Here is a 25,090-nt window from a genome sequence, read left to right as displayed (position 1 = left end):
CGGCCGCCTCCGCCGCGAGCGCCTGCGCCAGTGCCACCTCGGCATCGCGCAAGCCCACCTCCGCCTCGCCGAGCCGCGCCGCCAGCGCCGGGCGCGACGCCTCGGCCTCGCCCGCCCGCGCGGCGAGCGTCTCCGCCTCCTCGGTCAGCCGCGCGATCGCCGCCGCCGCGTCCGCCGCCAGCGCACCCTCGCGCGCGCGGTCATGCTCCAGCGTATCGCGCAGCCGCGCGACGTCGGTGATCCGCCGGTGCAGCGCCGCCAGCTCGGACCGCAAGGTCTCCAGCCGGTGCCCCGCGCTCGCCACCACCTCGCGCGCCGCCTGTGCCGCCGATCGTGCCGCCGCCACCTTCATCGTCGCCTGCGAGACCGCCTCGCCCGAGCGGCGCTGCTGGTCGGCTGTCGTCGCCACCGCCGCGTCCGCCGCCTCGGCCTCGCGCTTCGCCGCTTCCGCCTGCGCCGCCGCATCGCGCCAGCGCGCATAGATCAGCCGCCCCTCGGCGATACGTATTTCGGCCGAGAGCAGCCGGTAGCGTTCAGCCGCGCGCGCCTGCCGCCGCAGCGCCGTCGCCCGCGCCTCCATGTCGCCCAACAACGTATCGAGCCGTTCGAGATTCTGCTCGGTCGCGCGCAGCTTCAGTTCGGCATCACGGCGGCGGACGTGGAGGCCGGCGATCCCCGCCGCCTCCTCCAGCATCGCACGGCGGTCGGTCGGCTTGGCGGCGATGATCGCGCCGATCCGCCCCTGGCTGACGAGAGCGGGCGAGTGCGCGCCGGTCGCCGCATCGGCGAACAGCAAGGCGACATCCTTCTGCCGCACGTCGCGCCCGTCGATGCGATAGGCGGAGCCGGCGCCCCGTTCGATCCGGCGCACCACCTCGGCATCGTTGCCGTCCAGCTGGTCGAGCAGGATCGAGACCTCGGCGAAGTCCCGCGCCGGCCGCGCCGTGGTGCCGGCGAAGATCACGTCCTCCATGCCGCCGCCGCGCAGCGACTTGGCGGACGCCTCGCCCATCACCCAGCGGATTGCTTCGAGCAGGTTGGACTTGCCGCAGCCATTGGGGCCGACGATGCCCGTCAGCCCCGGCTCGATCACCAGTTCGGCGGGATCGACGAAGCTCTTGAAGCCCGTGAGCTTCAGTCTCCGTATCCGCATCCCGCCCCCCGTCAGCCCGGCGTCAGGCGCCGGCCGACTTCAGCGCCGGCTCCAGCGTCGCCCAGTCATAGGCGTTGTCCACCTTGTTGCCGTTGATGATGAAGGTCGGCGTCGAGTTGACGTTATACTTGGTCTGCGAATCGTTCATCTGCTGGCTGATCGCGTCGATCGCCTTCGAATCGGCAAGGCAGGCGCGCGCCTTCGCTTCCGGCACGCCACGCTGGCCGACGAACTGGATATAGCCCAGCGCCTCGGCCCACTTGGTCGCCTGATCGGCCGGCGATCCGGTCAGCGTGTTCTGGAAGGTCGGCGGCAGGGCCTGCAGCTTGGCGACCATATCATCCTGATCGGCCATCATCTGGTCCAGAATCGGGAAGAAGGTGGACGGGCCGTTGCACTGGCCGACGAGGATCGCGGCGAGATCCATCGGGTGGATCAGGAAGTCGCGGAACTCGTAGCTGACCTTGCCCGACGCGACGTAGCCGGCCTTGAGCAGCGGCACGCCTTCCTTGTCGAACTTGGCGCAGTGCGGGCAGGAGCGCGAACCATATTCGATCAGCTTCACCGGCGCGTTGGGGTTGCCCATCAGATAGCCGCCCTCGGCCGTCCTGGTCACCTGCTCGGTCCAGCCGCCGGCTGGGGCGGCCACCGGCGCGGCAGACGCGGTGTTGGCGGCGGGCGTCGCGCTGTCGTCCGCCTGCTTCTTGCAGCCGGCGAGCGCGAGGGCGGCAAGGACGGGCACGAGATAAGAGGGGGTCTTCATGGCAAGTGTTACTCCTGTCAGCCCTTGATCGCCGTCTGGATGGCGGGTTCGAGTTGCGCCCAGCCGTGGATGTCCGGCTGCGCGGCGTCGTTGATGAAGAAGCCCGGCGTGCCGCTGATATGCTTCACGTTCCAGGCGTCGTTGGTGGTCTTCTGAAGGATGTCCTCGGCCGGCTTGCTGGCGAGGCACGCATTGAGCGCGGCGGGCGTCACCCCCTGCTTGGCGAGCATCGCCTCCACGCCGACATTGGCGAGCATCGCGTGGATCGCGGCCGTGTCGTCGACGCTGTTCAGCTTGTCGCGGTTGGCGTTGATGTAGTCGATCGCCTTGGGAAACCAGTCCTGCTGCGAGCCCATGATCGCGCCGACCGTATCGAAATAACGGGGCGGGGCGACACAGCGTGCAGACAGCGCCATGGTGAGGTCGATCGCGTCGCGCAACGCCACACGGATCTCGTAGCTGACCTGGCCCCCGCGCACATATTTCTGCGCCAGCGGCCCGGCTCCCTCGGTCGCGAAGGCGGCGCAATGCGGGCAGGTGTAGGAAAAATATTCCACCACCTTCACCTTCGCGTTCGGATTGCCCATGCGGATGCCGCCATCGGGCGTGAGGCTCACGACCTTCGTCCAGTCGGCAGCGGACGGGTGCTGGACGTTGTGGGTGGGCAGGTGGCGCGGCGCGGCGGCCTCGGCCGCGAGCGGGGACACGAGGGCAAGCAACGCAATCACGGTACGGATCATTCGTGTGGCTCCGGCAGGCGCGGCACATTGGTGGTGAAGGACAGACCGGCGGCGAGCGATTCGAGCACCGCCCGCAGCTCCGGATCGCCCACCGCGCGCAGCGAATCGCCGAGCGCGACGGGCTTGAGAGAGGGCGGCGCGGGCTTGGGCGCCGGTTTCGGCCGGGGCTGGGCGGCGGCCTGCCGGATCTGCACGCGCGCCACCGCCGGATAACCGAAGAACAAATTGACCCGCTCGATCAGGGTCGGCGCGACGTGCTGCATCATCGGCGCGTGGGCGCCCTCGACGGTCAGCGTCAGCACCCCGTCGGACTTCTTGCCCGCCGGGAAGCGGATCGATTCGGGGGCGGAAACGCCGGCGAAGCGCTGGCCGACGATCTCCGGCCAGCGGCTGATGATCGCGGACTGGACGAAGCCGAAGCGGCGGAAGGCGGCCCCGCCGATCTCGGGCACGATCTCGGACAGGGCGCGCGCGCGGTTCTGGCGCGTCGGCTCGGCGGGCTTCTTCCTCGCCTTGCTCGCACCCGATTTTGGAGAAGTCCGTTCCGTCATTCCCCTCCCCATGCCATAGGCGCCCCATGTCCGTCGATATGCCCGTCTCGCAACGCCTGCTCGACTGGTACGATGACCATGCCCGCACCCTGCCGTGGCGCACGCCGCCGGGTGCTGCGGAGCGACCCGATCCCTATCGCGTGTGGCTGTCCGAGATCATGCTCCAGCAGACGACGGTGGCGGCCGTCGGCCCCTATTTCGCCAGGTTCGTGGGTCGCTGGCCGATGGTTACGGATCTCGCCGCCGCGGACGAGGCCGAACTGATGGCGGCATGGGCGGGGCTTGGCTATTATGCCCGCGCCCGCAACCTGATCGCCTGCGCCCGTGAAGTGACGCGGCTGGGTGGTTTCCCGTCCACCGAAGAGGGATTGCGCGCGCTGCCGGGCATCGGCGCCTACACCGCCGCCGCCGTCGCCGCGATCGCCTTCGGGGAACGCGCTGTGGTGGTCGACGCCAATGTCGAGCGCGTCGTCTCGCGGCTGTTCGCGATTGCCGAGCCGCTGCCGGGCAGCCGCCCGCGCATTCGGGCGCTTGCCGACACGATCACGCCGGACGCACGCGCCGGAGACTTCGCGCAGGCGATGATGGACCTCGGCGCCACCGTCTGCACGCCCCGCAACCCGCGCTGCTACGCCTGCCCGCTCACGTCCGCCTGCGCGGCCTATGCGGAGGGGAATCCCGAAACCTATCCGGTCAAGCCCGCGAAGAAGGCCAAGCCGCGCCGCAGGGGCATCGCCTACTGGCTCGAATCGGAGAGCGCAGTGCTGCTCGTCCGCCGGCCGGACAAGGGGATGCTCGGCGGGATGCGCGCGCTGCCCGGCGGCGACTGGGGCGAGACACCCGAAGCCGCCCCGCCCATACCCGCCTGCTGGCGCCATGTCGGCACGGTAGAACATGTCTTCACGCACTTCGCCCTATCGCTCGACGTGATGGCGGCCGAACTCCCCGCACGCCCGATCGAGGGCGAATGGTGGCCGATCGACTTGATCGAGCAGGCCGGCCTCCCCACCCTTTACGCCCGCGCCGCCGCGCTCGGCCGCGCCTCGTCGGAGATGCTCGCACTATGAATCCAGGCTTCACCGGCTCCCTGCTCGATCGCGCCGACGATGCGCGCCATGACGAGGCGATGGTCCGCGCCATGCGCTCCGACCCGGAGGCGCTGCTGCTGGAGATGAGCGGTCTGCACCCGGTCGGGGCCGAACAGGGCGCGCTCGGCTGGACGCCGCTGCGCTACACCGAGGTGCGCACCGAGCTGGCGCTGCTTGGTCGGCTCGACGGCACGCCCCGCTTCGTCGCGCTGGAGCGTGGCGTCTCCGCCTTCCGCCGCTCGCCCGAGCTGTTCGCGGCGATCACCGCCATGTCGGCCGAGGATGCCGGCACCTACGCGACCGCGCGCAGCCTGGTCGACTGGCACAGCCGCCACGGCTTCTGCGCGAATTGCGGCGCGGAGACGATGGTGTTTCGCGCCGGTTGGGGCCGATCCTGCCCGGCCTGCGGCACCGATCATTTCCCGCGCGTCGATCCGGTGGTGATCATGCTCGCCCAGCATGGCGAGGGCGCCGACGCGAAGGTGCTGGTCGGCCGCCAGCCGGCCTTCCCGCCGGGCCGCTATTCGGCGCTGGCCGGCTTCCTCGAGCCCGGCGAATCGATCGAGGAAGCGGTCGCCCGCGAATTGAAGGAGGAGGCCGGCGTCTCCGTCCATTCGGTGCGCTATCTCGCCTCGCAGCCCTGGCCCTTCCCCTCGCAGCTGATGATCGCCTGCGTGGGCATGACCGACGACGATGCGCTGAGCATCGATTACACCGAGCTGGAAGAGGCGAAATGGGTGTCGCGCGACGGCATCCGCGCGGCGCTGGCGGGCGAGGCGGATGCGCCCTTCCTGCCCCCCCCGGCCTATGCGATCGCGCACACGCTGCTGAGCCGCTGGGTGGCGGAAGCCTGAATCCTCACCCGCCAGGGGGAGGTGGCGCCGAAGGCGACGGAGGGGGAGGATGCGGAGCAGCCGCTATCGTTCCGCCGCCCGCCCCCTCCGTCAGGCTGGCGCCTGCCACCTCCCCCTGGCGGGGGAAGATTGAGAGACTACCCCCGCGCCCGCGCCCTCGGATAGGTTCCCAGCAAGCGCACCCAGCGCGAGTGGAAGGCGAGTTCCTCCAGCGCGCGGGCGACGGGCACATCCTCGGGATGCCCCTCGATGTCCGCGTAGAACTCCGTCGCTTGGAAGGCACCGCCGCGCTGGTAGCTTTCCAGCTTGGTCATGTTGACGCCGTTGGTCGCGAAGCCGCCCATCGCCTTGAATAGCGCGGCTGGCACGTTCTTCACCGCGAACATCAGCGTCGTCATGTACGGACCCGGCGCGAGTTCCGCCGGCGCGCCCAGCGCCAGTGCCACGAAGCGCGTGGTATTGTCCGCCTCGTCGGCGATCGCTTCCTCGATCAGCGGCAGGCCGTAGATTTCGGACGCGAGCTTCGGCGCCAGCGCAGCCACGTCCTTCGGCGCGCCCATCGCCACCACCTCGGCGGCGGCGGCGGCGGTGTCGGCATAGGGGATCGCGCGGATGCCGCGCCCGCGCAGCCAGTGGCGGCACTGGCCGAGCGCCTGCGGATGGCTCATCGCCTCCTTCACGTCGGCGAGGCGGCCCGATCCCAGCAGGCAGTGGCGGATCGGCAGGAAATGCTCGCCGGTGATGACGAGGCCGCTCTCTGGCAGCAGGAAATGCATGTCCGCCACGCGACCGTGCAGCGAATTCTCGATCGGGATCAGCGCGCAGTCGGCCTCGCCCTTGCGCACCGCGTCGATCGCATCCTCGAAGCCGAAGCAGGGCAGCGGCAGCGCATCCGGAAACGCTTCGCTCACCGCGATATGGCTGTTGGCGCCGGGCGCGCCCTGGAAGGCGACGGCGCGCTGCGGGTCGGCGGCGGCGGCGGCCACCATCTCGTCGACGAGCTTCGCGGCGGGGGCGGGATAGGTCTGCATGGGCCTGCGCGCTTACGCGCAACGCGCAGGCCCCCGCAAGCGCGCTTGCGCGTGACGTTTCCGGAATCTATGGGTTGCCCCCTAAAGTCGCCGCCACGAAGCATGCGGACGACGAACAGGGAGTGCTGCGACGCATGGTGGAGCGGAACGAGGATCCCCATTTCGAGGATGGGCACCGGGTATCCGGTGGCGTAAAGGACCGCACCAACACGATCGTGGGCTGGGTTCTGTTCGCCGGCATCTGCGCGCTCGGCTTCTCCGTGGTGAGCGGCGAATATTTCCATTCCGAGCGGCCCGAGAAGATGGGCTATACCGTGGAAGGCGTCGAGGAAGAGGCATCGCCCGACGGCGCCGTCGCGGAGAAGCCGGCCGCTTTCTACCTTGCCTCGGCCGACGCGCAGAAGGGCGCCGAGGTCTTCAAGAAGTGCGGCGCCTGCCATTCGGACCAGAAGGGTGGCCCCAACCAGATCGGCCCGCAGCTGTGGGGCGTCGTCGGCCGTCCGGTCGGCAGCGAGGCGGGCTTCGCTTATTCTGATGCGATCAAGGCCAAGTCGGGTCCGTGGACCTTCGACGAGCTGTTCGCCTGGCTGAAGAGCCCGAAAGCCTATGCGCCGGGCACCAAGATGACCTTCGCCGGCCTCTCCAAGCCGGAAGACCGCGCCAACGTCATCGCCTATCTCAACTCGCAGAGCGACAGCCCGCAGAAGCTGCCGACCGCACCGGCCGAAGCGCCTGCTGCGGCCGCTGGCACCGACGCCGCCGCGAAGCCGGGCGACAACAGCAAGGGCGAAGGCGCCGCCAAGCAGCCGGTCGTCACCGAGGGTCAGGCTGCGGCCAATCCCAAGGGCAGTGTCGGCGGCGATGCCGCGCCGAGCGTGACGGGCAACGAGGCCCAGACCAAGAAGTAAGCCGGACGCCCCCCTCGTCATTGCGAGGAGCGTAGCGACGAAGCAATCCATGGCGCACCGCCCGGAGCGGTGGATTGCTTCGCTTCGCTCGCAATGACGACGGTTGGCGTTACGCCCCCTCGTCCATCCCGTACCATTCCTTGACGATCGCCCAGCCTTCCTCGGCGGTCTCGACGAAGCGGAACAGCTCCAGATCCTGCGGCGAGATCACGCCGTAGCTGGCCAGCGCATCCCAGTTCACCACCGCCTCCCAGAATTCCCGCCCATAGAGCAGGATCGGCAGCGGCCGGGTCTTGCCGGTCTGCACCAGCGTCAGCAGCTCGAAGAATTCGTCGAACGTGCCGAAGCCGCCGGGGAACACAGCCAGCGCGCGCGCATGTAGCAGGAAGTGCATCTTGCGAAGCGCGAAATAGTGGAAGCGCAGGGAGAGGTGCGGGGTGACATACTGGTTGGGCGCCTGCTCGTGCGGCAGCACGATGTTGAGGCCGATCGTATCCGCGCCGACATCGTGCGCGCCGCGATTGGCCGCCTCCATGATCGACGGGCCGCCGCCCGAGCACACCACGAACTGCTTCTTGCCGTCCTCGTCCAGCCCCACGCCGCTGGACAGCCGCGCCAGCTTGCGCGCCTCGTCATAATATTTCGCAAGGCCTGCCTGCTTCTCCGCGATCGCCTTCTGCTCGGGCGTCTTCGCCGCATCGAGTACCAGTTGCACCCGATCCGGCGCGGGAATGCGCGCGGAGCCGTACATCACGAAGGTGGAGCCGATCTTGGCCTCGTCCAGCGTCAGCTGCGTCTTGAGCAGTTCGAGCTGGAAGCGGACGGGGCGCAGATCCTCGCGCAGCAGGAACTCGTCGTCCTGAAAGGCGAGCCGGTAGGACGGATCCTGCGTCTGGGGGGTGATCACCGCCTCGCGGGCGGTTTTCGCCTCGGTGCGGGCGGGGGCGAAGATACGCTTGGGAACGCCGGCCTTGTCGCCGGCCGGGGTACGATTGTCGTTGGTCATTGACGGGGGCTTAGACCGGCTTCGTGACGGTGGGAAGGCGATTACTCTCTCATCGTCATTGCGAGGAGCGCAGCGACGAAGCAATCCACTTGCGGAGCGTTCGTGGCACTGGATTGCTTCGCTGCGCTCGCAATGACGCGGCTATTTGCAATACGGCCCCCGCCCCATGTCGAAATGCAGGTGGTTGCGGTGGAGCGCGTTGGCATCCGGGCCGAGCACCACGCTGAACCGCCGGCAGCCGGCATCGTGCACCGCGCGCAGGAAGTTGCGGGCATATTCGTCCGGCCCGTTCCAGTCGGCCAGCACGGTGATCCGCCGCCCGTTCGCCAGCACGAAGCCCGATATGTCGACCGCGTTGGACAGACCATGTTCGGACAGACGTGCGCCCGCTACGCCGTTGACCGGCCGGCAGCTGTAGGTGCCGAAACTCTCGATCTTCACCACCGGGGAATCGAGCCAGGCCTGCGCCGCCTTCTGCGTCGCGTCGCGCGTCCAGCGGGTGAAGGCGTCGGCGAGCGGGCAGGTCATCGCGCCGAGGTTGGAAACCGGCATGCCGATGTCGTCGAGCTGGACCGTGCCGATCGCCGAGCAGCCGTTGCCGAAATCCCGATCCGGCAGCACCGAATAGCGCGCGCCATCGGCGGTCAGCTGGGCGAGGCACTGCCGCCGCGCCGCCGCGTCATAGGCGGGACGCGGGGTCGGCGGGCGATAGGTGGTCGCGGGAGGACGCGCGGGCTTTCCGGGGGGGACGCACGAAGCCAGGACCAGCCCCGCCAGCACTCCAGAAAGACCGATCCGACGCACCCCCTCACTGTAGCGGCACGCCATCGCCCGGCCAGCGACATCCCGTCGCGCGACCCGTTTCCGCCGCCAGACGCCCGTCCCGCGCGCCGAGCCGAGTCTCCGCCGGCCGCGCCGCGCGTTTTTCGCGGTATGAACGACATCCACAGAAAATGGGCGATCCGCGCCCCTCTGCGCGCTGATGACCGCGTGGATGGTGCCCAACACCACGCCCAGGGCCAAACCATCGATCCTCGCGGGCATGGCCGGCACCGCCGAGGCGCAGAAACCGACCTATTCCGCCGTACCCGATTCGGCGATCCCGGCATGGGCGGCCAGCCTCCGGCAGATGCCGTCGGCCGCTCCGGCAATGGCCAGCGCCCCGTCGCCCGATCCCATGCAGGTCGCCGACACGGCGCCGATGCCCGATCCGGCGCAGACCACCGACGAAGGAGCGAGCGACGCCGGGATTGTCGCCGACGATCCCCCTCCCCCTCCCGCCCCCACCGAAGTCTCCGTGAGCCGTGCCGCGCAACCGCCTCAGACGCAGGCCGCGCCAGCGACGCCCCATGACGACTATCAGGCACGCCGCGCCGCCTGGCGATCGCAGCTCGATTCGGTGATGCAGGGCCAGACGGGCGCCGGCGACAGCGGCTGATCAGATCGCGGAAACGGGGATGTCCAGCGCGGCAGCGAGCAGCTTGCGGCTCTGCCGATTGCCGGCCCCCGCGCCCGCCGCCTCGATCCGCATGATGGTGAAGCGCGACACCCCCGATTCGCGGGCCAACGCGCTCTGCGAGATGGCGCGGTAACGGCGCCACGCGGCGAGCGGACTTTCGCCTTCGTCGATCGCCACGCGAACTTCGGCCGGAACGGCCTCCGCATCGCGCTCGTCCGAGAAAATGAACATGCCGGCGGCGGCGGACAGACGCTCGAAATGCGCCAGCGGCATGACCACCAGCACATCGCCCTGCGGCGTGACGATCTGTTGAACCCCCCGGTCCATCATAGACATCGCCATATCCATTTTAATCGATTCCGCAAGAGATTCGCACAATCGTCGCATGAAAAAATCGCACGTTAAAACAAACTCGTCATGATGTTGCCCGTCCTATTCTGACAATACACTGAACGGAAAATCGGCTCGGGCCGACCTTCGCGCCGGTTGACATGCCCGTCCGCGCCGTTAAGGCCGTCGGCGGGCCACGCCGTCCCAACGCGGCGCGTGCTCTCTGTGAGGAGAGTCAGACATGACTGATACGATGCGTGCCGACGCCACAAATGTGGCTGCTACCCGTCCGACCGAGCCCAAGCCGGCTCGCCCCTTCTTCAGCTCCGGCCCCTGCGCCAAGCCGCCGGGCTGGGATGCCGCCGCGCTGCCGCACGCCTCGCTCGGCCGCTCGCATCGCTCCAAGATCGGCAAGAGCCGCCTCGCTTACGCGATCGAGCTGACCCGCAAGATCCTGCAGGTGCCGGACACGCACCGCATCGGCATCGTCCCCGGTTCGGATACCGGCGCGGTCGAGATGGCGATGTGGACCCTGCTCGGCGCCCGCCCCGTCACCACCGTCGCGTGGGAAAGCTTCGGCGAAGGCTGGGTGACGGATGCCGCCAAGCAACTCAAGCTCGACCCGACCGTCATCAAGGCGCCCTATGGCGAACTGCCCGATCTGGCCGCGATCGATCAAAACAGCGACGTCGTCTTCACTTGGAACGGCACCACGTCAGGCGTGCGCGTGCCGAACGGCGACTGGATCAAGGACGATCGTGAAGGCCTGCTGATCTGCGACGCCACCTCGGCGGTGTTCGCGCAGGACGTGCCGATCGCGAAGCTCGATGTCGTCACCTTCTCCTGGCAGAAGGTGCTGGGCGGCGAAGGCGCGCATGGCGTGATCATCCTCAGCCCCCGCGCGGTCGAGCGGCTCGAGACGCACACGCCGAGCTGGCCGATCCCCAAGGTCTTCCGCCTCACCGCCAAGGGCAAATTGTCCGAGGGCGTGTTCAAGGGCGAGACGATCAACACCCCGTCGATGCTCTGCGTCGAGGATTACATCCATTCGCTCGAATGGGCGCAGAACCTCGGCGGCCTCTCCGGCCTGATCCAGCGCGCCGACGCCAATGCCGCCGCGCTCGACGCGATCGTGGCGGAGCGGGACTGGCTCGATCATCTCGCGACCGATCCGGCTTCGCGCTCCAACACCTCGGTCTGCCTGAAATTCAACGGACTGGACGAGGAACAGGCCGCCGCGATCGAGAAGAAGATGGTCTCCATCCTCGAGGCCGAGGATGCCGCCTATGATCTCGGATCGTATCGCGACGCCCCCGCCGGCCTGCGCATCTGGTGCGGCGCCACCGTCGAGACCGCCGACATCCAGGCGCTCGGCCCCTGGCTCGACTTCGCCTTCGCCAGCGCGAAGGCCTGAAACCACCCACTTCGTCACCCCGGCCTTGAGCCGGGGTCCCGCTTCCCTTCACCGCCCGCGCAAAAGCGGGACCCCGGATCAAGTCCGGGGTGACGGTGACTGACAGGACACACCGACATGCCCAAGGTACTGATTTCCGACAAGATGGACCCGCAGGCCGCCAAGATCTTCCGCGAGCGCGGGGTCGAGGTGGACGAGATCACCGGCAAGACGCCCGACGAGCTGAAGGCGATCATCGGCCAGTATGACGGCCTCGCCATCCGCTCCTCCACCAAGGTGACGAAGGACATCCTCGAGCACGCCACCAACCTCAAGGTGGTCGGCCGCGCCGGCATCGGCGTCGACAATGTCGATATCCCGGCCTCCTCGGCCAAGGGCGTGGTCGTCATGAACACCCCCTTCGGCAACTCGATCACCACCGCCGAGCACGCCATCGCCCTCATGTTCGCGCTCGCCCGCGATCTGCCCGAGGCCGACAAGTCCACCCAGGCCGGCAAGTGGGAGAAGAACCGCTTCATGGGCGTCGAGGTGACGGGCAAGACGCTCGGCCTGATCGGGGCCGGCAATATCGGCTCGATCGTCGCCGACCGAGCGCTCGGCCTGCGCATGAAGGTGGTCGCCTACGATCCCTTCCTCACCGACGAGCGCGCGATCGAGCTCGGCGTCACCAAGGCGACGCTCGACGAGCTGCTGGCGCGTGCCGACTTCATCACGCTGCACACGCCGCTCACCGAGCAGACGCGCAACATCCTCTCGGCCGAGAATCTCGCCAAGACCAAGAAGGGCGTGCGCATCGTCAACTGCGCGCGCGGCGGGCTGATCGACGAGGCGGCGCTGAAGGAAGGGCTCGACAGCGGCCACATCGCCGGCGCCGCGCTCGACGTGTTCGTGACCGAGCCGGCCAAGGAGAGCCCGCTGTTCGGCACCCCGAACTTCATCTCCACCCCCCACCTCGGCGCGTCGACCACCGAGGCGCAGGTCAACGTCGCGATCCAGGTCGCCGAGCAGATGGCCGACTTCCTCGTCTCGGGCGGCGTCACCAACGCGCTCAACATGCCGAGCCTCTCGGCCGAGGAAGCGCCCAAGCTGAAGCCCTACATGGCGCTCGCCGAAAAGCTCGGCAGCCTCGTCGGCCAGCTCGCGCATGACGCGCTGACCGGCCTCGCCATCGAGGTGGAGGGCGCCGCCGCCGAGCTGAACCAGAAGCCGATCACCGGCGCGGTGCTGGCCGGGCTGATGCGCGTCTATTCGGACACGGTGAACATGGTCAACGCGCCGGGCCTCGCCAAGGAGCGCGGGCTGGACGTGCGCGAGGTGCGCCACGATCGAGAGGGCGACTATCACACGCTGGTGCGCGTGACGGTGGACACCAAGGCGGGGCCGAAGTCGGTCGCCGGCACGCTGTTCGGCAACGCCTCGCCCCGCCTCACCGAGATCTTCGGGATCAAGGTGGAGGCCGATCTGGACGGCGCGATGCTCTACATCGTCAACGAGGACGCGCCGGGCTTCATCGGCCGCCTCGGCACGACGCTGGGCGAGGCGGGCGTCAACATCGGCACCTTCCACCTCGGCCGCCGCACGGCGGGCGGCGAGGCGGTGCTGCTGCTCTCGGTGGATACCCGCGTGGACGAGGCGCTGCTCGCCAAGGTGCAGGGCTTGCCGGGCGTGAAGCAGGTCAAGGCGTTGGGGTTTTGAGGTAACGGGTGGGCGGCTTCGGTTGGGGCCGCTCGCCGATCCATCGTTGACTTGCGAAACCGGCCGCATGACCACAGCGTCGTAGCGGAGAAGACTATAGATGACCGAATCGCTGGCCAGCAAACGAGCAGAATTCGAACGCCACCTCTGGGATCACGCCGCCGACGAGTTTCAGGCGCAGTTTGACGAGCGTCGGGAGCTCACGAAGAACGAGGTTGCGTTTCTCGTACAGGTCCGTTCGTGGGTGGTGGAGCCCGACGAAGCCGGAATTCTCAACAAACTCGGCGCAGCTCTTCGCAATGACGAAGACAGGATAGCCGTTCTTCTTCAGGTCTGCGGGCTCACCCGCAACAAAATATTGACCGATTTGCGCGCCAGCGGCTCGGCGGCAGGCCTGACCATACCGTCGAGCTACAGGAAAATTGCCTCGACCAATGGCTGGAACATCGCAGGTCCCTATCTTTTGAAACGCTTGCGAGCCGTGCTCGGACAATTCGACCAGAATGGGCCGGCGCTGGAGGGGCTATTCCAGTCGCTCAATCAGGCGACATGGCCGGGATATATCAGGCAGCAACGCGCGAAGCTGAGCGGGCATGAAGCCGAATATCGCGTCGCGAACCTGTTATCCTCTCTCGGCGTTCCCTTCTCGCCCGAAGAGAAAGCGGAAAACCCACTTTGCCGCGACGCCCAGATCGACGGCATTTCGTTCGATCTCGTGATTCCTTCGGCCAGGAACCCGGCGATCGTCGTCAAATCGACGGTCCATACGGCCAACATCGGCCAATATGGAGAATCCAAGGATCATCTCGAGATGAGCGAAGCCAGGGACTGGATTGACTCGCGTTACGCGTCGCATGGGAAGCCGACGTTGCTGGCCTTTGTCGACGGCGTCGGCTTCAGGAGCAATCGGGCCGGTCTGGATGGAGTTCTGACAAAATCGGACGAATTCTGTCAGTTCAAATCGCTTTGGAAGGTTGTCGTCATCGTCGCCAAGCGATTGGGCTTACCTCTTCATGTCGCGCTGCCACGATCGATCCAGCGGGAATTCGCACCCTTCATCACTCGCTGGAATGCCCATGACATCGTCATGGATCAGGAAAACCTGCGTTCCACGGTCGGCTGGCTCGAAGCAGGCGAAGGCCTCGTTACTCGAACAGATTGATCTCCGGCGCCTTGCCGTTCTTCGCGAATTGCGCCTTTCTTGGTTTCCCGGTTCCGGTCTTCATCGTCGCGGAATGCAGGATATCGAGATCCTTCCAGTCGGGCACCTCCCAGTTTTCGGAGATGCGACGTTCGATGAGATCCCGATATTCCTCGTGCACTTCGTAACCAATGCCACTGCGGCCCATCACTCGGGCCACCTTGAGCGTCGTGCCGGAACCAAGAAACGGATCGAGGATGATATTCCCCGGCCGACTGTAGCTCTCGATCAGGAAGGCGACCAGTTCTTCGGGGAAGGCTGCGACGTGATATCCCATGCTCTTGATATTCGGCGGCCGATAAGCCGGAATTCTCAGGATATTACCCAGGCAGCGGCCGTTTGAATTCTTGTTGTCCCGCGTATCCGCTTGGGCATATTTTTGCGGCACGCGAGGTTTCGAGAAGTGATACGATTTACCGTCTCCCTTGGTGAACACCAAAAGAGATTCAAATTTATTGTCGAGAAGCCTCTCCCGATACGCATTAGGCTGAGGCAGAGCGTTGGGAATATACCAGATATTATGATCCCAAAATCGCCATCCTTGCATTCTTGCGACGATATCGAACGCGATCGGATAGAATTCTCCTTTTGATCGACGGGAATTGATGTTTATCACAAGAACGGCATCGTCGTCGCAGACACGATAGCATTCATCCCATACACGATTGAGATCGTCGAGATATTCTTCGTAGGATCCAGCGCCGATCTCTTCATCCGAATCGCCGTAATCCTTCAGATTCCAATAAGGAGGGCTGGTCACGACGAGATTGACGCTGCCCGCATCGACATTCTCCATGTGCTTTGAGTTCGAGAATATCACGCGCTGACCAGCGACGTCGATTTCAAAGGGCACGATGGTCTCCGCCAAGCTATCCGTATAAGGCGATCGCTACGACACCGCCAGGCACAGGTCAACTCATTTTGCATGATATTACTCATTATGAGTATTTTTCAGGCCGCTTCTGCGCTGCCGCACGAGCCTTGCTGGAGTGGTCGCAAGACCGTCTCGCAGCTGAAGCCGACGTCGCGAGGAAGACGGTGTCGGATTTCGAACTTTCGCTCAGGCAGCCGCATTCACGAACCAAAAGGGATTTGCTGATGACGTTCGAACGGCATGGCATCCGATTCGACACCTCTCCGGATGGCTGCTCTTTGACGCTCGTGGCCCCGACGCTGCACATCCCGGCCAAGGCACCGAAACCCTAGCATCCCCCCGGAAACCCGCTAAGAGCGTCCCCGCCATGACCAGCCCCTCGCTCCTCCCCGAAGGCCTGCGCGATCGCCTGCCCCCCCAGGCGGAGGCGCTGGGGCGGGTGCGCGGCGCGGTGCTCACCACCACCGAGCTGAACGGCTATGCCCGCGTCGAGCCGCCGCTCGCCGAGTTCGAGACGACGCTGCTCGGCCGCCTCAAATCCTCGCGCGGCACGGACTTGCTGCGCGTGATCGATCCGATCTCGCAGCGCACGCTGGCGCTCCGGCCGGACATCACCGCGCAGGTCGGCCGCATCGCCGCGACCCGCCTCGCCCACCGCGCCCGCCCCTTGCGGCTCTGCTATGCGGGCCAGGTGCTCAAGGTGCGCGGCACGCAGCTCCGCCCCGAGCGCGAGATGTGTCAGGCCGGCGCCGAGATCGTCGGCACCGATGCCGTGCCCGCCGTGATCGAGGCGGTGCGCGTCGCGCTCGATGCGCTGGCGGCGGCGGGGGCGACGGGCCTCTCGGTCGATCTCACCCTCCCCGATCTGGTGGCGACGCTCGCCGCCGGGCCGATGCCGGTCGCGGACCTCGACGCCGTGATCCACGAGCTGGACGGCAAGGATGCCGGCGCGCTCGCCGCGCTCGGCGCCACCGCCTATCTGCCGCTGATCGAGGCGGCCGGGCCGGTCGATGCGGCGATCGAGCGGCTGTCGGCGATCGACAGCGGCGGCATCCTCGCCTCGCGGCTCGCCGGCGCCCGCGCCATCGCCGACGCGATCGGCGGCCGCGCCACCGTCACGCTCGATCCCACCGAGCGGCACGGCTTCGAATATCAGAGCTGGATCGGCTTCTCGCTCTTCGCCGACGGCGTGCGCGGCGAGGTCGGGCGCGGCGGGGCCTATTCGATCGTGCATCCTGACGGGCGGGAGGAGCCGGCGGTCGGCTTCTCCATCTATCTCGATCCGATCGTCGATGCGGGCGTCGCGCCCTCGGGCCGGGACCGGGTGTTCCTGCCGCTCGGCACGGCGGACGCCACCGCGTCCGCGATCCGCGACGGCGGGCAGGCGACGGTGGCGGCGCTGTCCGATGCCGATACGCCCGCGTCGCTCGGCTGCACGCACGCGCTGACGGCTTCGGGCGTGGTGCCGGCCTGAGCGATACTTGACAGCGCGCCCCCCGCACGGGCAGAGGCGCGCCCGGAATTGCACAGGCCTGCGCATTCGTCGCGCGGGCCAATCTGGACCATCCGGCGCACCGAGTCCTGTCGAAGGGCGCGCCGGATCCGCACGGCAGGCGGGAGACTCGCATCCATGGCTAACGTAACCGTCGTCGGCGCCCAGTGGGGCGATGAGGGCAAGGGCAAGATCGTCGACTGGCTGACCGAGCGCGCCGAGGTGGTGGTGCGCTTCCAGGGCGGCCACAATGCCGGGCATACGCTGGTCGTCGGCGAGAATGTCTACAAGCTGTCGCTGCTGCCCTCGGGCATCGTGCGCGGCGCGCTCAGCGTGATCGGCAACGGCGTGGTGCTCGATCCGTGGCACCTGCGCGACGAGATCGCCAAGCTGCGCGGCCAGGGTGTGACGATCGACGAGAGCAACCTGCAGATCGCCGAGACCTGCCCGCTGATCCTCCCCTTCCATCGCGACCTCGACGGCCTGCGCGAGGATGCCAGCGGCGCCGGCAAGATCGGGACGACGCGGCGCGGCATCGGCCCGGCCTATGAGGACAAGGTCGGCAGGCGGGCCATCCGGGTCTGCGATCTCGCCCATCTCGACGATCTTGGGCCCCAGATCGATCGCCTCTGCGCGCACCACGACGCGCTGCGCGCCGGCTTCGGCGAGCCGCCGATCGATCGCGAGCGCCTGCTCTCTGATCTCCGCGAGATCGCCGACATCGTGCTGCCCTACGCCAAGCCGGTGTGGGTGACACTCAACGAGGCCAAGCAGGCCGGCAAGCGCATCCTGTTCGAAGGCGCGCAGGGCATCCTGCTCGACGTCGATCACGGGACGTACCCGTTCGTCACCTCGTCCAACACCATCGCAGGGACGGCGGCGGGCGGTTCGGGCCTCGGCCCGAGCGCGGCGGGCTTCGTGCTGGGCATCGTCAAGGCCTACACGACGCGCGTAGGCTCCGGCCCCTTCCCGACCGAGCAGGAAAACGAGATCGGCGAACGTCTCGGCACGCGCGGCCACGAATTCGGCACGGTGACGGGCCGCAAGCGCCGGTGTGGGTGGTTCGACGCGGTGCTGGTGCGGCAGGCGGCGGCCGTCTCGGGCATCACCGGCGTGGCGCTGACCAAGCTCGACGTGCTCGACGGCTTCGAGGAGCTGAAGATCTGCGTCGGCTACAAGATCGGCGACAAGGCCTACGATTACCTGCCGCCCCATGCGGCGGATCAGGCGAATGTCGAGCCGGTCTACGAGACGATCCCCGGCTGGAGCGAAAATACGGCGGGTGCGCGTAGCTGGGCGGATCTGCCAGCAGCGGCGATCAAATACATCCGCCGCGTGGAGGAATTGATCCGCTGCCCGGTGGCGCTGGTTTCCACCAGCCCCGAGCGCGACGACACGATCCTCGTCCGCGATCCCTTCGCGGACTGACGCAAAAAAGAAGGGCCGGCAGCCCCTGCGGCTCCGGCCCTTCCTGCGTGGCGGGCAGGTCGCCCGCTAGGCAGTGCACAAGCTCAATGCGGCTTGTGCTTGGTCTTGGTCTTCGTGGTGGTCGCGCCGGTATCCGGGTCGGGGGTGCTGGTCGTCGTGCTCTGCGTGGAGCCCGCGGGAGCCGCCGCCATCGACGGATCACTGGCCGGCGCGGCCGAACTGTCGGTCGGCGCGGTCGTCGTCGTCGAGGTGGTGGCCGATCCGTTCGGCATACCGGTCGGGTCGGTGGTCGGCATCGTACTGGTGGTGGTCTGCTGGGTCATGCCCGGTGCCGGCGGCGTGTTCATCGGCGCGGCGGCCTGCGCGAGGGCGGCGGCCGGAAGCAGCGCGGCAACGGCGGTTGCGATCATGATGCGCATGGCGATCTCTCCTTGTTATCCTTATCGAAGGTGGGGCTATCAACGCGCCGAAAACGGCGGCGTGCCTCGCCCTGCCCGTTAAGGATTTCCGTCGGACGCCACCGAAACGACGATCAGAGCCCCGTCTGCGCGCGGTGGAGCAACTTCTGATCGGCGAGTACCAGGGCCATCATCGCCTCCACCACCGGCGCGGCGCGGATGCCGACGCAAGGGTCGTGGCGCCCCTTGGTGCGCAGCTCGGTCGCCTCACCTTCGCGGGTGACGGTTTCGGTCGGAGTCAGGATCGAGCTGGTGGGCTTCAGCGCCACGCGCACCACCACCGGCTGCCCGGTCGCGATCCCGCCCGCGACGCCGCCGGCGTAGTTGGCCAGGAAAACGGGCTTGCCATCATTGCCGGGGCGCATCGGATCGGCATTCTGCTCGCCGGTCAGCCGGGCGGCCGCGAATCCGTCGCCGATCTCGACGCCCTTCACCGCGTTGATGCTCATCATCGCCGAAGCCAATTCGCTGTCGAGCTTCGCGTAGAGCGGCGCGCCCCAGCCGGCCGGCACACCCTCGGCCACGCACTCCACCACCGCACCGACCGACGAGCCGGCCTTGCGGGTACGATCCATGATCTCTTCCCAGCGCGCGGCAGCGCCGGCATCGGGGCAGAAGAAGGGGTTCGCGTCGATCTGCGCGTCATCGAAAGCGGTAGGATCGATGCGATCGCCGCCGAGCTCGACCAGATAGGCGCGGATGCGGACCTCAGGGATCACCGCCCGCGCCACCGCGCCCGCCGCCACCCGCGCCGCAGTCTCGCGCGCGGAGGATCGGCCGCCGCCGCGATAATCGCGAAAACCATATTTCGCGTCATAGGCATAATCGGCATGGCCGGGACGATAGGCCAGCGCGACCTCCGAATAATCCTTGGAGCGCTGGTCGACATTCTCGATCATCAGGCTGATCGGCGTGCCGGTCGTCCGCCCCTCGAACACGCCAGACAGGATGCGGACCTGATCCGGCTCCTGCCGCTGCGTGGTGAAGCGCGAAGTGCCGGGGCGGCGCTTGTCGAGCCACGGCTGGATATCGGCCTCGGTCAGCGCCAGCCCCGGCGGACAGCCATCGACCACGGCGCCGAGCGCCGGTCCATGGCTCTCGCCCCACGTCGTGAAGCGGAACGTCCGTCCGAAGCTGTTGTAGCTCACGCCAGAGCGATGTCCGGCGCGTCCTCGGCCTTCATGCCGATGACGTTGTAACCGGCATCGACGTGATGGATCTCGCCGGTCACGCCCGCCGACAGGTCCGAGAGGAAATAGAGGCCGGCGCCGCCGACATCCTCGATCGTCACGGTGCGGCGCATCGGGGCGTTCAGCTCGTTCCACTTGAGGATGTAGTTGAAGTCGCCGATGCCGCGCGCGGCCAGCGTCTGGATCGGGCCGGCCGAAATGGCGTTCACGCGGATCGCCTCCGGACCCATGTCGACCGCGAGATATTTCACGCTGGTCTCCAGCGCGGCCTTGGCGACGCCCATCACGTTGTAGTGCGGGATCACCTTCTCGGCCCCGTAATAGGTGAGCGTCAGGATCGAGCCGCCGTTCGGCATCATTTCCCGCGCGCGCTTCGCCACCGCGACCAGCGAATAGGCCGAAATGTTCATCGTCATCAGGAAATTGTCGAGCGTGGTGTCGTAGAACTTTCCACGCAGCTGGCTCTTGTCCGAGAAGCCGATGGCGTGGACGACGAAGTCGATCGTCGGCCAGGTCGCCTTCAGCGTATCGAATGCCGTGTCCAGCGCGTCCATGTCCGCGACATCGCAGTCGATCAGCAGGTCGGAACCCAGCTGCTCGGCAAGCGGCTTCACGCGCTTCAGGATCGCCTCGCCCTGATACGAGAACGCCAGCTCGGCGCCATGCTCCTTGAGCATCTTCGCGATGCCCCAGGCGAGGCTCTTGTCATTGGCCAGGCCCATGATGAGCCCGCGCTTACCCTGCATCAAACCGGCCATGCTGCTTCCTCAGTCTCTTCGGCGGGGTCCTTTAGCTCCTGTTCGGGGGATTCCGCCAGTGCTGCGTTGAGGTGCGCGCCGATTACCAGGCCAAAGCCCACCAGCCAGAAGAAGAACAGCATGATGACGATGCCCGCGAGGCTGCCATAGGTGCGGTTATAGTTGCCCAACCGGTTGAGGATGACGGGCAGCACCACCGTTACCGCCAGCCACCAGCCGGCGGTGAACAGGGCACCGGGCCATTTCGGGTTCTTCGAGAAGCGATAAAGGCTGGGGGTCAGCGTGTAGAACAATACGTAGAGCGCGACGAACACCGCAAAGGCGGGCAGCAGGCGTGAAAGGCTGATCCAGCCCGTAAAGTCCCGCGCGACGGGGACGAGCCGATAGACGAATTGCTCCGCGCCGGTCAGCGCCACCTGTACCGCGAAGGCCAGCATCATCAGCATCACCGCGACGACGATGATCGCCACCGATCCCAGCCGGTAATGCCAGAAGGCGCCGCCCGGCCGGGTGCCGTAGGCGCGGCGCAGGATGTCGCGGATCGTCTCGATGAAGCTGCCGACCGTCCACAGGCCGACCGCCGCGCCGAGCCAGAGCAGCGGTCCGGTGCGCGCCGCCAGCACCGAATCGATCGCGGGCCGCAGCAGATCGGCCACGCCGTGCGGCATCAGGCGGAGCACCTGCGCCACCGCCTCCGCTCCGTCGCCGGACCGGCCGAACAACTGGGCCAGCGCCGTCACGATGATGAAGAAGGGGAACAGCGCCAGCAGCGTCAGGTAGGCCAGATTGCCGGCGTGGATGAAGCCATCCGAATAGACGCCGATCACCACGCGCTTGACGATGGTGAAGACCGGCAGACTGATCCCCATCCGCGCGGACGCACGCTGCATCCGGCCCGGCCGGTGCGAACGCGCCTCCGGGCTTTCGGGCGAGACGTCCTTCAGACGCCCAGCCCCGCGCGGGGATTGCGATCGCGATCGCCGGTCCAGCTTTCGACCAGTTTCTCCAGCTCGGCATCAGCGGCGGGAAGGTCGACCAGCAGCGTGACCAACTGATCGCCCCGCGCGCCGCCTTCCTTGTGGAAACCCTTGCCGCCCAGCCGCAGCGTCTTGCCGGAGGTCGAACCCTTGGGGATCGTCACCATCACCGCGCCGTCGACGGTGGGCACCTTCACCTTGGCGCCGAGCACCGCCTCGTCCAGCCGCACCGGCAGATCGAGCAGGACATTGTCGCCCTCACGCTTGAAGAAGCGGTGCGGCTGCACCTCGATCGTGACGATCGCATCGCCGGGACCGGCGGGTCCGGCCTCGCCCTGATTGGGCAGGCGCCGCTGCGTCCCGGTCTCGACGCCGGCGGGGAGCTTCAGTTCGATCGTCTTGCCGTTGGCGAGGCTCACGCGCTGCGGCCGAAGGGCCGCGGCGTCCTCGAAGCTGACCGACAGGCGATAGGTGACGTCCGCGCCCTTGGGCTGCGGCCGGGCGCCACCACGCCGCCCGCCGCCGAACGGGCCACCGCCACCTCCGCCCGCACCCCCGAACAATTCGTCGAAGATGCTGGAGAAATCGCCGCTCTCGCCCTGGAAGCCGCCCGCGCCGCCGGGGCCGGCACCGGGGCGGAAGCCACCGCGCCCGCCGAACGGATTGCCGCCGCCACCCGCACCGCCGAAGCCGAACGGCATCTTGGGCTGGCCGTTCTCGTCGATCTCGCCGCGATCGTACTGGGCGCGCTTGTCCTTGTCCGAGAGCAGATCATAGGCCTGCGTCACCGCCGCGAAGCGATCGGCCGCCTTCGGATTGTCCTGGTTGCGATCCGGATGCAGCTCCTTGGCGAGTTTGCGATAGGCGGACTTGATCGCCTTCTCGTCGGCGTTCCGGGCCACGTTCAGGGTCGAATAGGGGTCTGCCATGTCTCGTGTGTAACCTAGCCGCGCGTTCCGAAAACTGTTGCCCAAATGCAACAGCGAAGATGTGGTGCCGACACGCCTAACGCAAGGGCGGCCCAAGCGCTATGTGGTTGCGCATGACGAACGACCCCCATGCCCTGTTTCGAGCCTGGATGGCGGAGGCGCGCGCCTCCGAACTCAACGACTCCAACGCGATGGCGCTGGCCACCGTCGGGGCGGACGGGATGCCATCGGTCCGGATGGTACTGTTGAAGGGCCACGACGAGCGCGGCTTTGTCTTCTACACCAACCGCGAGAGCCGCAAGGCAGGCGAACTGGCGGCCGATCCGCAGGCGGCGCTGCTCTTTCATTGGAAGAGCCTGCGCCGGCAGGTGCGGATCGAGGGGCCGGTCAGCCTCGTATCGGACGAAGAATCGGACGCCTATTTCGCCACCCGATCGCGGGATTCGCAGCTGGGCGCCTGGGCATCGGACCAGTCCCGCCCGCTCGATGCCCGCGCCACCTTCGAGGCCCGCTTCGAGGAGGTGCAGGCGCGTTTCGAGGGCGGCGACGTGCCGCGCCCGCCGCATTGGGGCGGCTATCGGGTGACGCCGGTGCGGATCGAGTTCTGGCAGGATCGCGCGCACCGCCTGCACGAACGGCGTGTCTTCGTACGCGATGGTGACGGCTGGCAAGAAGGGCTGCTCTACCCATGAACGCGGCAACCGAGGCCGGCACGCTCAATCGCCGCGCAGCGCTCGCCTCTGTCAGTCTCGCAACTCTGCTGCTGGGCCTGAAGGTCTACGCCGTGATCGAGACAGGATCGGTCGCGATGCTTGCCTCCCTGGCGGATACCGGACTCGATCTGATCGCCAGCCTCGTCACGCTCTATGGCGTCCATGTGGCGGCCCAGCGCGCCGACGAGCATCACCGTTTCGGGCATGGCAAGGCGGAAGCGCTGGCCGCGCTCTTCCAGGTGGCACTGATCGCGGCATCGGCGGTCGCCATCGCGGCCCGCGCCATCATGGCCTTCGCGGAAGGCGCACCCACCGCTTCGCCCGAGACGGGCATCGCCGTCTCGATCGTCGCGATGGCGGCGACCATGGCCCTGCTCGCCTATCAGAAGGCGGTGCTGGCCCGCACCCGCTCGGTCGCGATCGGGGCGGATAATCTGCACTACAAATCGGATCTCGCGCTCAACTTCGCTGTCGTGCTGGCACTGGTGCTCGATCGCTACGCGGGGCTGCAGGGTGCGGACGCGCTGTTCGGCCTCGCCATCGCGGGTTGGCTCGGATGGGGGGCATGGGCCTCCGCTTCCCACGCGATCGACCAGTTGATGGACCGCGAATGGCCGGAGGAGAAACGCCGCGCCTTCCTCGACGTCGCCGCGACCATTCCGGCGATGGCGGGGATGCACGATCTGCGCACCCGCGCCAGCGGCGCGCACGATTTCGCCCAGTTCCACATGTCCTTCCCGCCCGAAACGACGATCGGCACCGCGCACGAGGTGATGGAGCATATCGAGACGACGCTGATGGCCGCCTTCCCCGGCCTGGAGGTGATCATCCATCCCGATCCGGTCGGCCATGTCGACCAGGAGGGCACCCTGCCCGCCCACATCGCCGAGAGGAGCGAGATTTGAAGCTGCCATTCGTCCAGATCGACGCCTTTGCCGACGCCCCCTTCACCGGCAACCCGGCGGCCGTAATGCCGCTCGACGCGTGGCTCGACGATGCGACGCTGCAGGCGATCGCGGCGGAGAACAACCTGTCCGAAACCGCCTTCCTGCTGCCCGATGCCACCGGCGAGGCGGATTACGAACTGCGCTGGTTCACCCCTGCGGTCGAGGTGGTGATGTGCGGCCATGCAACGCTGGCGAGCGGGCATTTCATCCTCGGCGCCGATCGGTCGCGCGATCGCGTCACCTTCCGCACCCGCAAGGTCGGCGTGCTGGAGGTCGGCCGCGACGGCGGCGCCTATACGCTGGCGCTGCCGGCATGGAAGCCGACACCCAAGCCGCTGCCCGACATCGTCGCCGGCCTCGGCATCGGCGGCGTGGTCGAGACGCTGTGGCACGAGCATCGCTACGGACTCGTCGTTGTCGAGGACGAGAGCATCGTGCGCGCCTGCGATCCCGATTTCCGCGCGCTCGCCACCCATGGCGATCTGCTGACCATCATCTCGGCGCGCGGGACCGACACCGACATCGTCAGCCGTGCCTTCGCCCCCGGCGGCGGCATCGACGAGGATCCGGTCACCGGATCGGCCCACGCGGTCGCAGTGCCCTATTGGGCGGAGAAGCTGGGGCGGGCGGAGTTCACCGCCTATCAGGCGTCGGCGCGCGGCGGGCGGTTGGGCTGCCTTTACGAGGGCGAGCGAGTGGTGCTGTCGGGCCAGTGCCGCACGGTGATCGAGGGGAGATTCATACTGTGACAGAAGTTTGCGAGGCGGAGATCACTCGCCGCATGCCGCTGTGGTGCGCACTCGCAGACCTGTTCCTCGATACCGATATGCCCGAACATTGGGTTCCCACCATTGCCAACGTGATCGTTCGGGACGGATGGTCCATCGAAGAGGCAGAGCGCGTTTTGCGATGGGAAGTGCGGCCGGCCTTTTATTTCAACCTGCTGGATATAGCCGGCGAATGGGCTGGCTGGCGGGACGAGGATGTGCGCCGATTGGTGCTGGCGGCTCGTAATCCCAAAGGCGCCAAACGGCTCTTGCTTGGCGAGAATCGCTTCATGCCTGCGGATTACTGGCCGCAAATCATCGACGAAGTGGGGCGTCTCCGGCAGATCTGAACGAGAAAGACGCC

The 25,090-nt window shown here is 67.4% G+C and carries 27 protein-coding genes; 13 read left to right on the top strand and 14 right to left on the bottom strand.

Annotated elements, in window-relative coordinates; genetic code table 11:
- The 4 genes from QGN17_RS18325 to QGN17_RS18310 all read right to left on the bottom strand — a co-directional run.
- The coding region (locus tag QGN17_RS18325; protein WP_281046042.1) for an AAA family ATPase at positions 1-1,153 on the bottom strand (1,153 nt) is incomplete at its 3' end.
- 22 nt (positions 1,154-1,175) lie between these two features.
- On the bottom strand, positions 1,176-1,916 hold the full coding sequence (locus tag QGN17_RS18320) for a thioredoxin domain-containing protein (RefSeq protein WP_281046041.1): 741 nt from the start codon (positions 1,914-1,916) through the stop codon (positions 1,176-1,178).
- A gap of 17 nt (positions 1,917-1,933) precedes the next feature.
- Positions 1,934-2,656 (bottom strand): thioredoxin domain-containing protein, encoded by a 723-nt coding sequence (locus QGN17_RS18315; protein WP_281046040.1) that lies wholly within the window; start codon positions 2,654-2,656, stop codon positions 1,934-1,936.
- Complete coding sequence (locus tag QGN17_RS18310) at positions 2,653-3,207, bottom strand: DUF721 domain-containing protein (RefSeq protein WP_281046039.1); 555 nt, start codon at positions 3,205-3,207, stop codon at positions 2,653-2,655. The genes QGN17_RS18315 and QGN17_RS18310 overlap by 4 nt, the downstream gene beginning before the upstream one ends.
- 26 nt (positions 3,208-3,233) lie before the next feature.
- On the opposite strand from QGN17_RS18310, the gene mutY reads away from it, so the two are divergent.
- Positions 3,234-4,274 carry an A/G-specific adenine glycosylase gene (gene mutY, locus QGN17_RS18305; RefSeq protein ID WP_281046038.1) on the top strand — a complete coding sequence of 347 codons (1,041 nt, stop codon included), beginning with the start codon at positions 3,234-3,236 and terminating at the stop codon, positions 4,272-4,274.
- Entirely contained in the window at positions 4,271-5,149 is an 879-nt protein-coding gene (gene nudC / locus QGN17_RS18300; protein ID WP_281046037.1) for an NAD(+) diphosphatase, read from the top strand. The genes mutY and nudC overlap by 4 nt, the downstream gene beginning before the upstream one ends.
- A 137-nt stretch (positions 5,150-5,286) precedes the next feature.
- Here nudC and QGN17_RS18295 read toward each other — a convergent pair whose 3' ends face one another.
- Positions 5,287-6,180 carry a prephenate dehydratase gene (locus QGN17_RS18295; RefSeq protein WP_281046036.1) on the bottom strand — a complete coding sequence of 298 codons (894 nt, stop codon included), beginning with the start codon at positions 6,178-6,180 and terminating at the stop codon, positions 5,287-5,289.
- 134 nt (positions 6,181-6,314) lie between these two features.
- On the opposite strand from QGN17_RS18295, the gene QGN17_RS18290 reads away from it, so the two are divergent.
- Complete coding sequence (locus QGN17_RS18290) at positions 6,315-7,088, top strand: c-type cytochrome (protein WP_281046035.1); 774 nt, start codon at positions 6,315-6,317, stop codon at positions 7,086-7,088.
- Between the two features lie 109 nt (positions 7,089-7,197).
- Here the strand turns inward: QGN17_RS18290 and QGN17_RS18285 are convergent, their stop codons facing one another.
- Complete coding sequence (locus QGN17_RS18285) at positions 7,198-8,094, bottom strand: LOG family protein (protein ID WP_281046034.1); 897 nt, start codon at positions 8,092-8,094, stop codon at positions 7,198-7,200.
- 141 nt (positions 8,095-8,235) lie between these two features.
- Positions 8,236-8,898, bottom strand: coding sequence for an extensin-like domain-containing protein (locus tag QGN17_RS18280; RefSeq protein WP_281046033.1), 663 nt, complete (start codon positions 8,896-8,898; stop codon positions 8,236-8,238).
- 178 nt (positions 8,899-9,076) lie between these two features.
- Between QGN17_RS18280 and QGN17_RS18275 the strand changes: the two genes are divergently transcribed.
- Complete coding sequence (locus QGN17_RS18275; RefSeq protein WP_281046032.1) at positions 9,077-9,532, top strand: hypothetical protein; 456 nt, start codon at positions 9,077-9,079, stop codon at positions 9,530-9,532.
- On the opposite strand, the gene QGN17_RS18270 is transcribed toward QGN17_RS18275, so the two are convergent.
- Complete coding sequence (locus QGN17_RS18270) at positions 9,533-9,880, bottom strand: helix-turn-helix domain-containing protein (RefSeq protein ID WP_281046031.1); 348 nt, start codon at positions 9,878-9,880, stop codon at positions 9,533-9,535. It abuts the gene before it with no gap.
- A gap of 244 nt (positions 9,881-10,124) precedes the next feature.
- Here QGN17_RS18270 and QGN17_RS18265 point away from each other — a divergent pair, with 244 nt between their 5' ends.
- The 3 genes from QGN17_RS18265 (at position 10,125) to QGN17_RS18255 (ending at position 14,154) form a co-directional block, all read left to right on the top strand.
- Entirely contained in the window at positions 10,125-11,297 is a 1,173-nt protein-coding gene (locus QGN17_RS18265; protein WP_281046030.1) for a phosphoserine transaminase, read from the top strand.
- Positions 11,298-11,414: 117 nt separating this feature from the next.
- A complete protein-coding gene (gene serA / locus QGN17_RS18260; RefSeq protein ID WP_281046029.1) occupies positions 11,415-12,992 on the top strand; it encodes a phosphoglycerate dehydrogenase in 1,578 nt (525 codons plus the stop codon).
- A 100-nt stretch (positions 12,993-13,092) separates the two neighbouring features.
- Entirely contained in the window at positions 13,093-14,154 is a 1,062-nt protein-coding gene (locus QGN17_RS18255) for a hypothetical protein (RefSeq protein WP_281046028.1), read from the top strand.
- Here QGN17_RS18255 and QGN17_RS18250 read toward each other — a convergent pair.
- A complete protein-coding gene (locus QGN17_RS18250; protein ID WP_281046027.1) occupies positions 14,138-15,061 on the bottom strand; it encodes a DNA-methyltransferase in 924 nt (307 codons plus the stop codon). The two genes, QGN17_RS18255 and QGN17_RS18250, sit on opposite strands and share 17 nt — an antisense overlap.
- 373 nt (positions 15,062-15,434) lie before the next feature.
- On the opposite strand from QGN17_RS18250, the gene QGN17_RS18245 reads away from it, so the two are divergent.
- Together QGN17_RS18245 and QGN17_RS18240 are read left to right on the top strand one after the other, a co-directional pair.
- Complete coding sequence (locus QGN17_RS18245; RefSeq protein ID WP_281046026.1) at positions 15,435-16,541, top strand: ATP phosphoribosyltransferase regulatory subunit; 1,107 nt, start codon at positions 15,435-15,437, stop codon at positions 16,539-16,541.
- 156 nt (positions 16,542-16,697) lie between these two features.
- On the top strand, positions 16,698-17,987 hold the full coding sequence (locus tag QGN17_RS18240) for an adenylosuccinate synthase (RefSeq protein ID WP_281046025.1): 1,290 nt from the start codon (positions 16,698-16,700) through the stop codon (positions 17,985-17,987).
- A gap of 83 nt (positions 17,988-18,070) precedes the next feature.
- Here the strand turns inward: QGN17_RS18240 and QGN17_RS18235 are convergent, their stop codons facing one another.
- From QGN17_RS18235 to QGN17_RS18215, 5 genes are all read right to left on the bottom strand, one after another.
- Positions 18,071-18,397, bottom strand: coding sequence for a hypothetical protein (locus tag QGN17_RS18235; RefSeq protein ID WP_281046024.1), 327 nt, complete (start codon positions 18,395-18,397; stop codon positions 18,071-18,073).
- Positions 18,398-18,519: 122 nt separating this feature from the next.
- Positions 18,520-19,593 (bottom strand): chorismate synthase, encoded by a 1,074-nt coding sequence (gene aroC, locus QGN17_RS18230; RefSeq protein ID WP_281046023.1) that lies wholly within the window; start codon positions 19,591-19,593, stop codon positions 18,520-18,522.
- Positions 19,590-20,393 (bottom strand): enoyl-ACP reductase FabI, encoded by an 804-nt coding sequence (gene fabI, locus QGN17_RS18225; protein ID WP_281046022.1) that lies wholly within the window; start codon positions 20,391-20,393, stop codon positions 19,590-19,592. The genes aroC and fabI overlap by 4 nt, the downstream gene beginning before the upstream one ends.
- Positions 20,381-21,283: a YihY/virulence factor BrkB family protein gene (locus QGN17_RS18220; RefSeq protein ID WP_281046021.1), complete on the bottom strand. Its 903-nt coding sequence runs from the start codon at positions 21,281-21,283 to the stop codon at positions 20,381-20,383. Before QGN17_RS18220 ends, fabI begins: the two co-directional genes overlap by 13 nt.
- A gap of 50 nt (positions 21,284-21,333) precedes the next feature.
- Entirely contained in the window at positions 21,334-22,299 is a 966-nt protein-coding gene (locus tag QGN17_RS18215; protein WP_281046020.1) for a DnaJ C-terminal domain-containing protein, read from the bottom strand.
- Between the two features lie 113 nt (positions 22,300-22,412).
- On the opposite strand from QGN17_RS18215, the gene pdxH reads away from it, so the two are divergent.
- The 4 genes from pdxH to QGN17_RS18195 are packed head-to-tail and all read left to right on the top strand — an operon-like array spanning position 22,413 to position 25,076.
- Positions 22,413-22,991 carry a pyridoxamine 5'-phosphate oxidase gene (pdxH, locus tag QGN17_RS18210; RefSeq protein WP_281046019.1) on the top strand — a complete coding sequence of 193 codons (579 nt, stop codon included), beginning with the start codon at positions 22,413-22,415 and terminating at the stop codon, positions 22,989-22,991.
- Entirely contained in the window at positions 22,988-23,917 is a 930-nt protein-coding gene (locus QGN17_RS18205) for a cation diffusion facilitator family transporter (RefSeq protein ID WP_281046018.1), read from the top strand. The genes pdxH and QGN17_RS18205 overlap by 4 nt, the downstream gene beginning before the upstream one ends.
- A complete protein-coding gene (locus tag QGN17_RS18200) occupies positions 23,914-24,708 on the top strand; it encodes a PhzF family phenazine biosynthesis protein (protein ID WP_281046017.1) in 795 nt (264 codons plus the stop codon). The genes QGN17_RS18205 and QGN17_RS18200 overlap by 4 nt, the downstream gene beginning before the upstream one ends.
- Entirely contained in the window at positions 24,705-25,076 is a 372-nt protein-coding gene (locus QGN17_RS18195; RefSeq protein WP_281046016.1) for a DUF7079 family protein, read from the top strand. Before QGN17_RS18200 ends, QGN17_RS18195 begins: the two co-directional genes overlap by 4 nt.
- The last annotated feature ends 14 nt before the right edge of the window (positions 25,077-25,090 follow it).

Origin of the sequence: Sphingomonas oryzagri, from assembly GCF_029906645.1 — a bacterium.
Classification (GTDB): Bacteria; Pseudomonadota; Alphaproteobacteria; order Sphingomonadales; family Sphingomonadaceae; genus Solisphingomonas; species Solisphingomonas oryzagri.
Note: the sequence above shows the minus strand (reverse complement) of the source record. Positions and strands in the feature narration are given on the sequence as shown.

What these genes read in the sequence shown, in the direction of transcription:
- QGN17_RS18235 (WP_281046024.1), bottom strand. Translation starts at nt 18,397, where the DNA reads ATGATCGCAACCGCCGTTGCCGCGCTGCTTCCGGCCGCCGCCCTCGCG.
- QGN17_RS18205 (WP_281046018.1), top strand. Translation starts at nt 22,988, where the DNA reads ATGAACGCGGCAACCGAGGCCGGCACGCTCAATCGCCGCGCAGCGCTC.
- QGN17_RS18215 (WP_281046020.1), bottom strand. Translation starts at nt 22,299, where the DNA reads ATGGCAGACCCCTATTCGACCCTGAACGTGGCCCGGAACGCCGACGAG.
- QGN17_RS18295 (WP_281046036.1), bottom strand. Translation starts at nt 6,180, where the DNA reads ATGCAGACCTATCCCGCCCCCGCCGCGAAGCTCGTCGACGAGATGGTG.
- fabI (WP_281046022.1), bottom strand. Translation starts at nt 20,393, where the DNA reads ATGGCCGGTTTGATGCAGGGTAAGCGCGGGCTCATCATGGGCCTGGCC.
- QGN17_RS18245 (WP_281046026.1), top strand. Translation starts at nt 15,435, where the DNA reads ATGACCAGCCCCTCGCTCCTCCCCGAAGGCCTGCGCGATCGCCTGCCC.
- QGN17_RS18315 (WP_281046040.1), bottom strand. Translation starts at nt 2,656, where the DNA reads ATGATCCGTACCGTGATTGCGTTGCTTGCCCTCGTGTCCCCGCTCGCG.
- pdxH (WP_281046019.1), top strand. Translation starts at nt 22,413, where the DNA reads ATGACGAACGACCCCCATGCCCTGTTTCGAGCCTGGATGGCGGAGGCG.
- QGN17_RS18255 (WP_281046028.1), top strand. Translation starts at nt 13,093, where the DNA reads ATGACCGAATCGCTGGCCAGCAAACGAGCAGAATTCGAACGCCACCTC.
- nudC (WP_281046037.1), top strand. Translation starts at nt 4,271, where the DNA reads ATGAATCCAGGCTTCACCGGCTCCCTGCTCGATCGCGCCGACGATGCG.
- QGN17_RS18310 (WP_281046039.1), bottom strand. Translation starts at nt 3,207, where the DNA reads ATGACGGAACGGACTTCTCCAAAATCGGGTGCGAGCAAGGCGAGGAAG.
- QGN17_RS18275 (WP_281046032.1), top strand. Translation starts at nt 9,077, where the DNA reads ATGACCGCGTGGATGGTGCCCAACACCACGCCCAGGGCCAAACCATCG.
- QGN17_RS18270 (WP_281046031.1), bottom strand. Translation starts at nt 9,880, where the DNA reads ATGGACCGGGGGGTTCAACAGATCGTCACGCCGCAGGGCGATGTGCTG.
- serA (WP_281046029.1), top strand. Translation starts at nt 11,415, where the DNA reads ATGCCCAAGGTACTGATTTCCGACAAGATGGACCCGCAGGCCGCCAAG.
- mutY (WP_281046038.1), top strand. Translation starts at nt 3,234, where the DNA reads ATGTCCGTCGATATGCCCGTCTCGCAACGCCTGCTCGACTGGTACGAT.
- QGN17_RS18265 (WP_281046030.1), top strand. Translation starts at nt 10,125, where the DNA reads ATGACTGATACGATGCGTGCCGACGCCACAAATGTGGCTGCTACCCGT.
- QGN17_RS18220 (WP_281046021.1), bottom strand. Translation starts at nt 21,283, where the DNA reads ATGCAGCGTGCGTCCGCGCGGATGGGGATCAGTCTGCCGGTCTTCACC.
- QGN17_RS18290 (WP_281046035.1), top strand. Translation starts at nt 6,315, where the DNA reads ATGGTGGAGCGGAACGAGGATCCCCATTTCGAGGATGGGCACCGGGTA.
- QGN17_RS18320 (WP_281046041.1), bottom strand. Translation starts at nt 1,916, where the DNA reads ATGAAGACCCCCTCTTATCTCGTGCCCGTCCTTGCCGCCCTCGCGCTC.
- QGN17_RS18285 (WP_281046034.1), bottom strand. Translation starts at nt 8,094, where the DNA reads ATGACCAACGACAATCGTACCCCGGCCGGCGACAAGGCCGGCGTTCCC.
- QGN17_RS18240 (WP_281046025.1), top strand. Translation starts at nt 16,698, where the DNA reads ATGGCTAACGTAACCGTCGTCGGCGCCCAGTGGGGCGATGAGGGCAAG.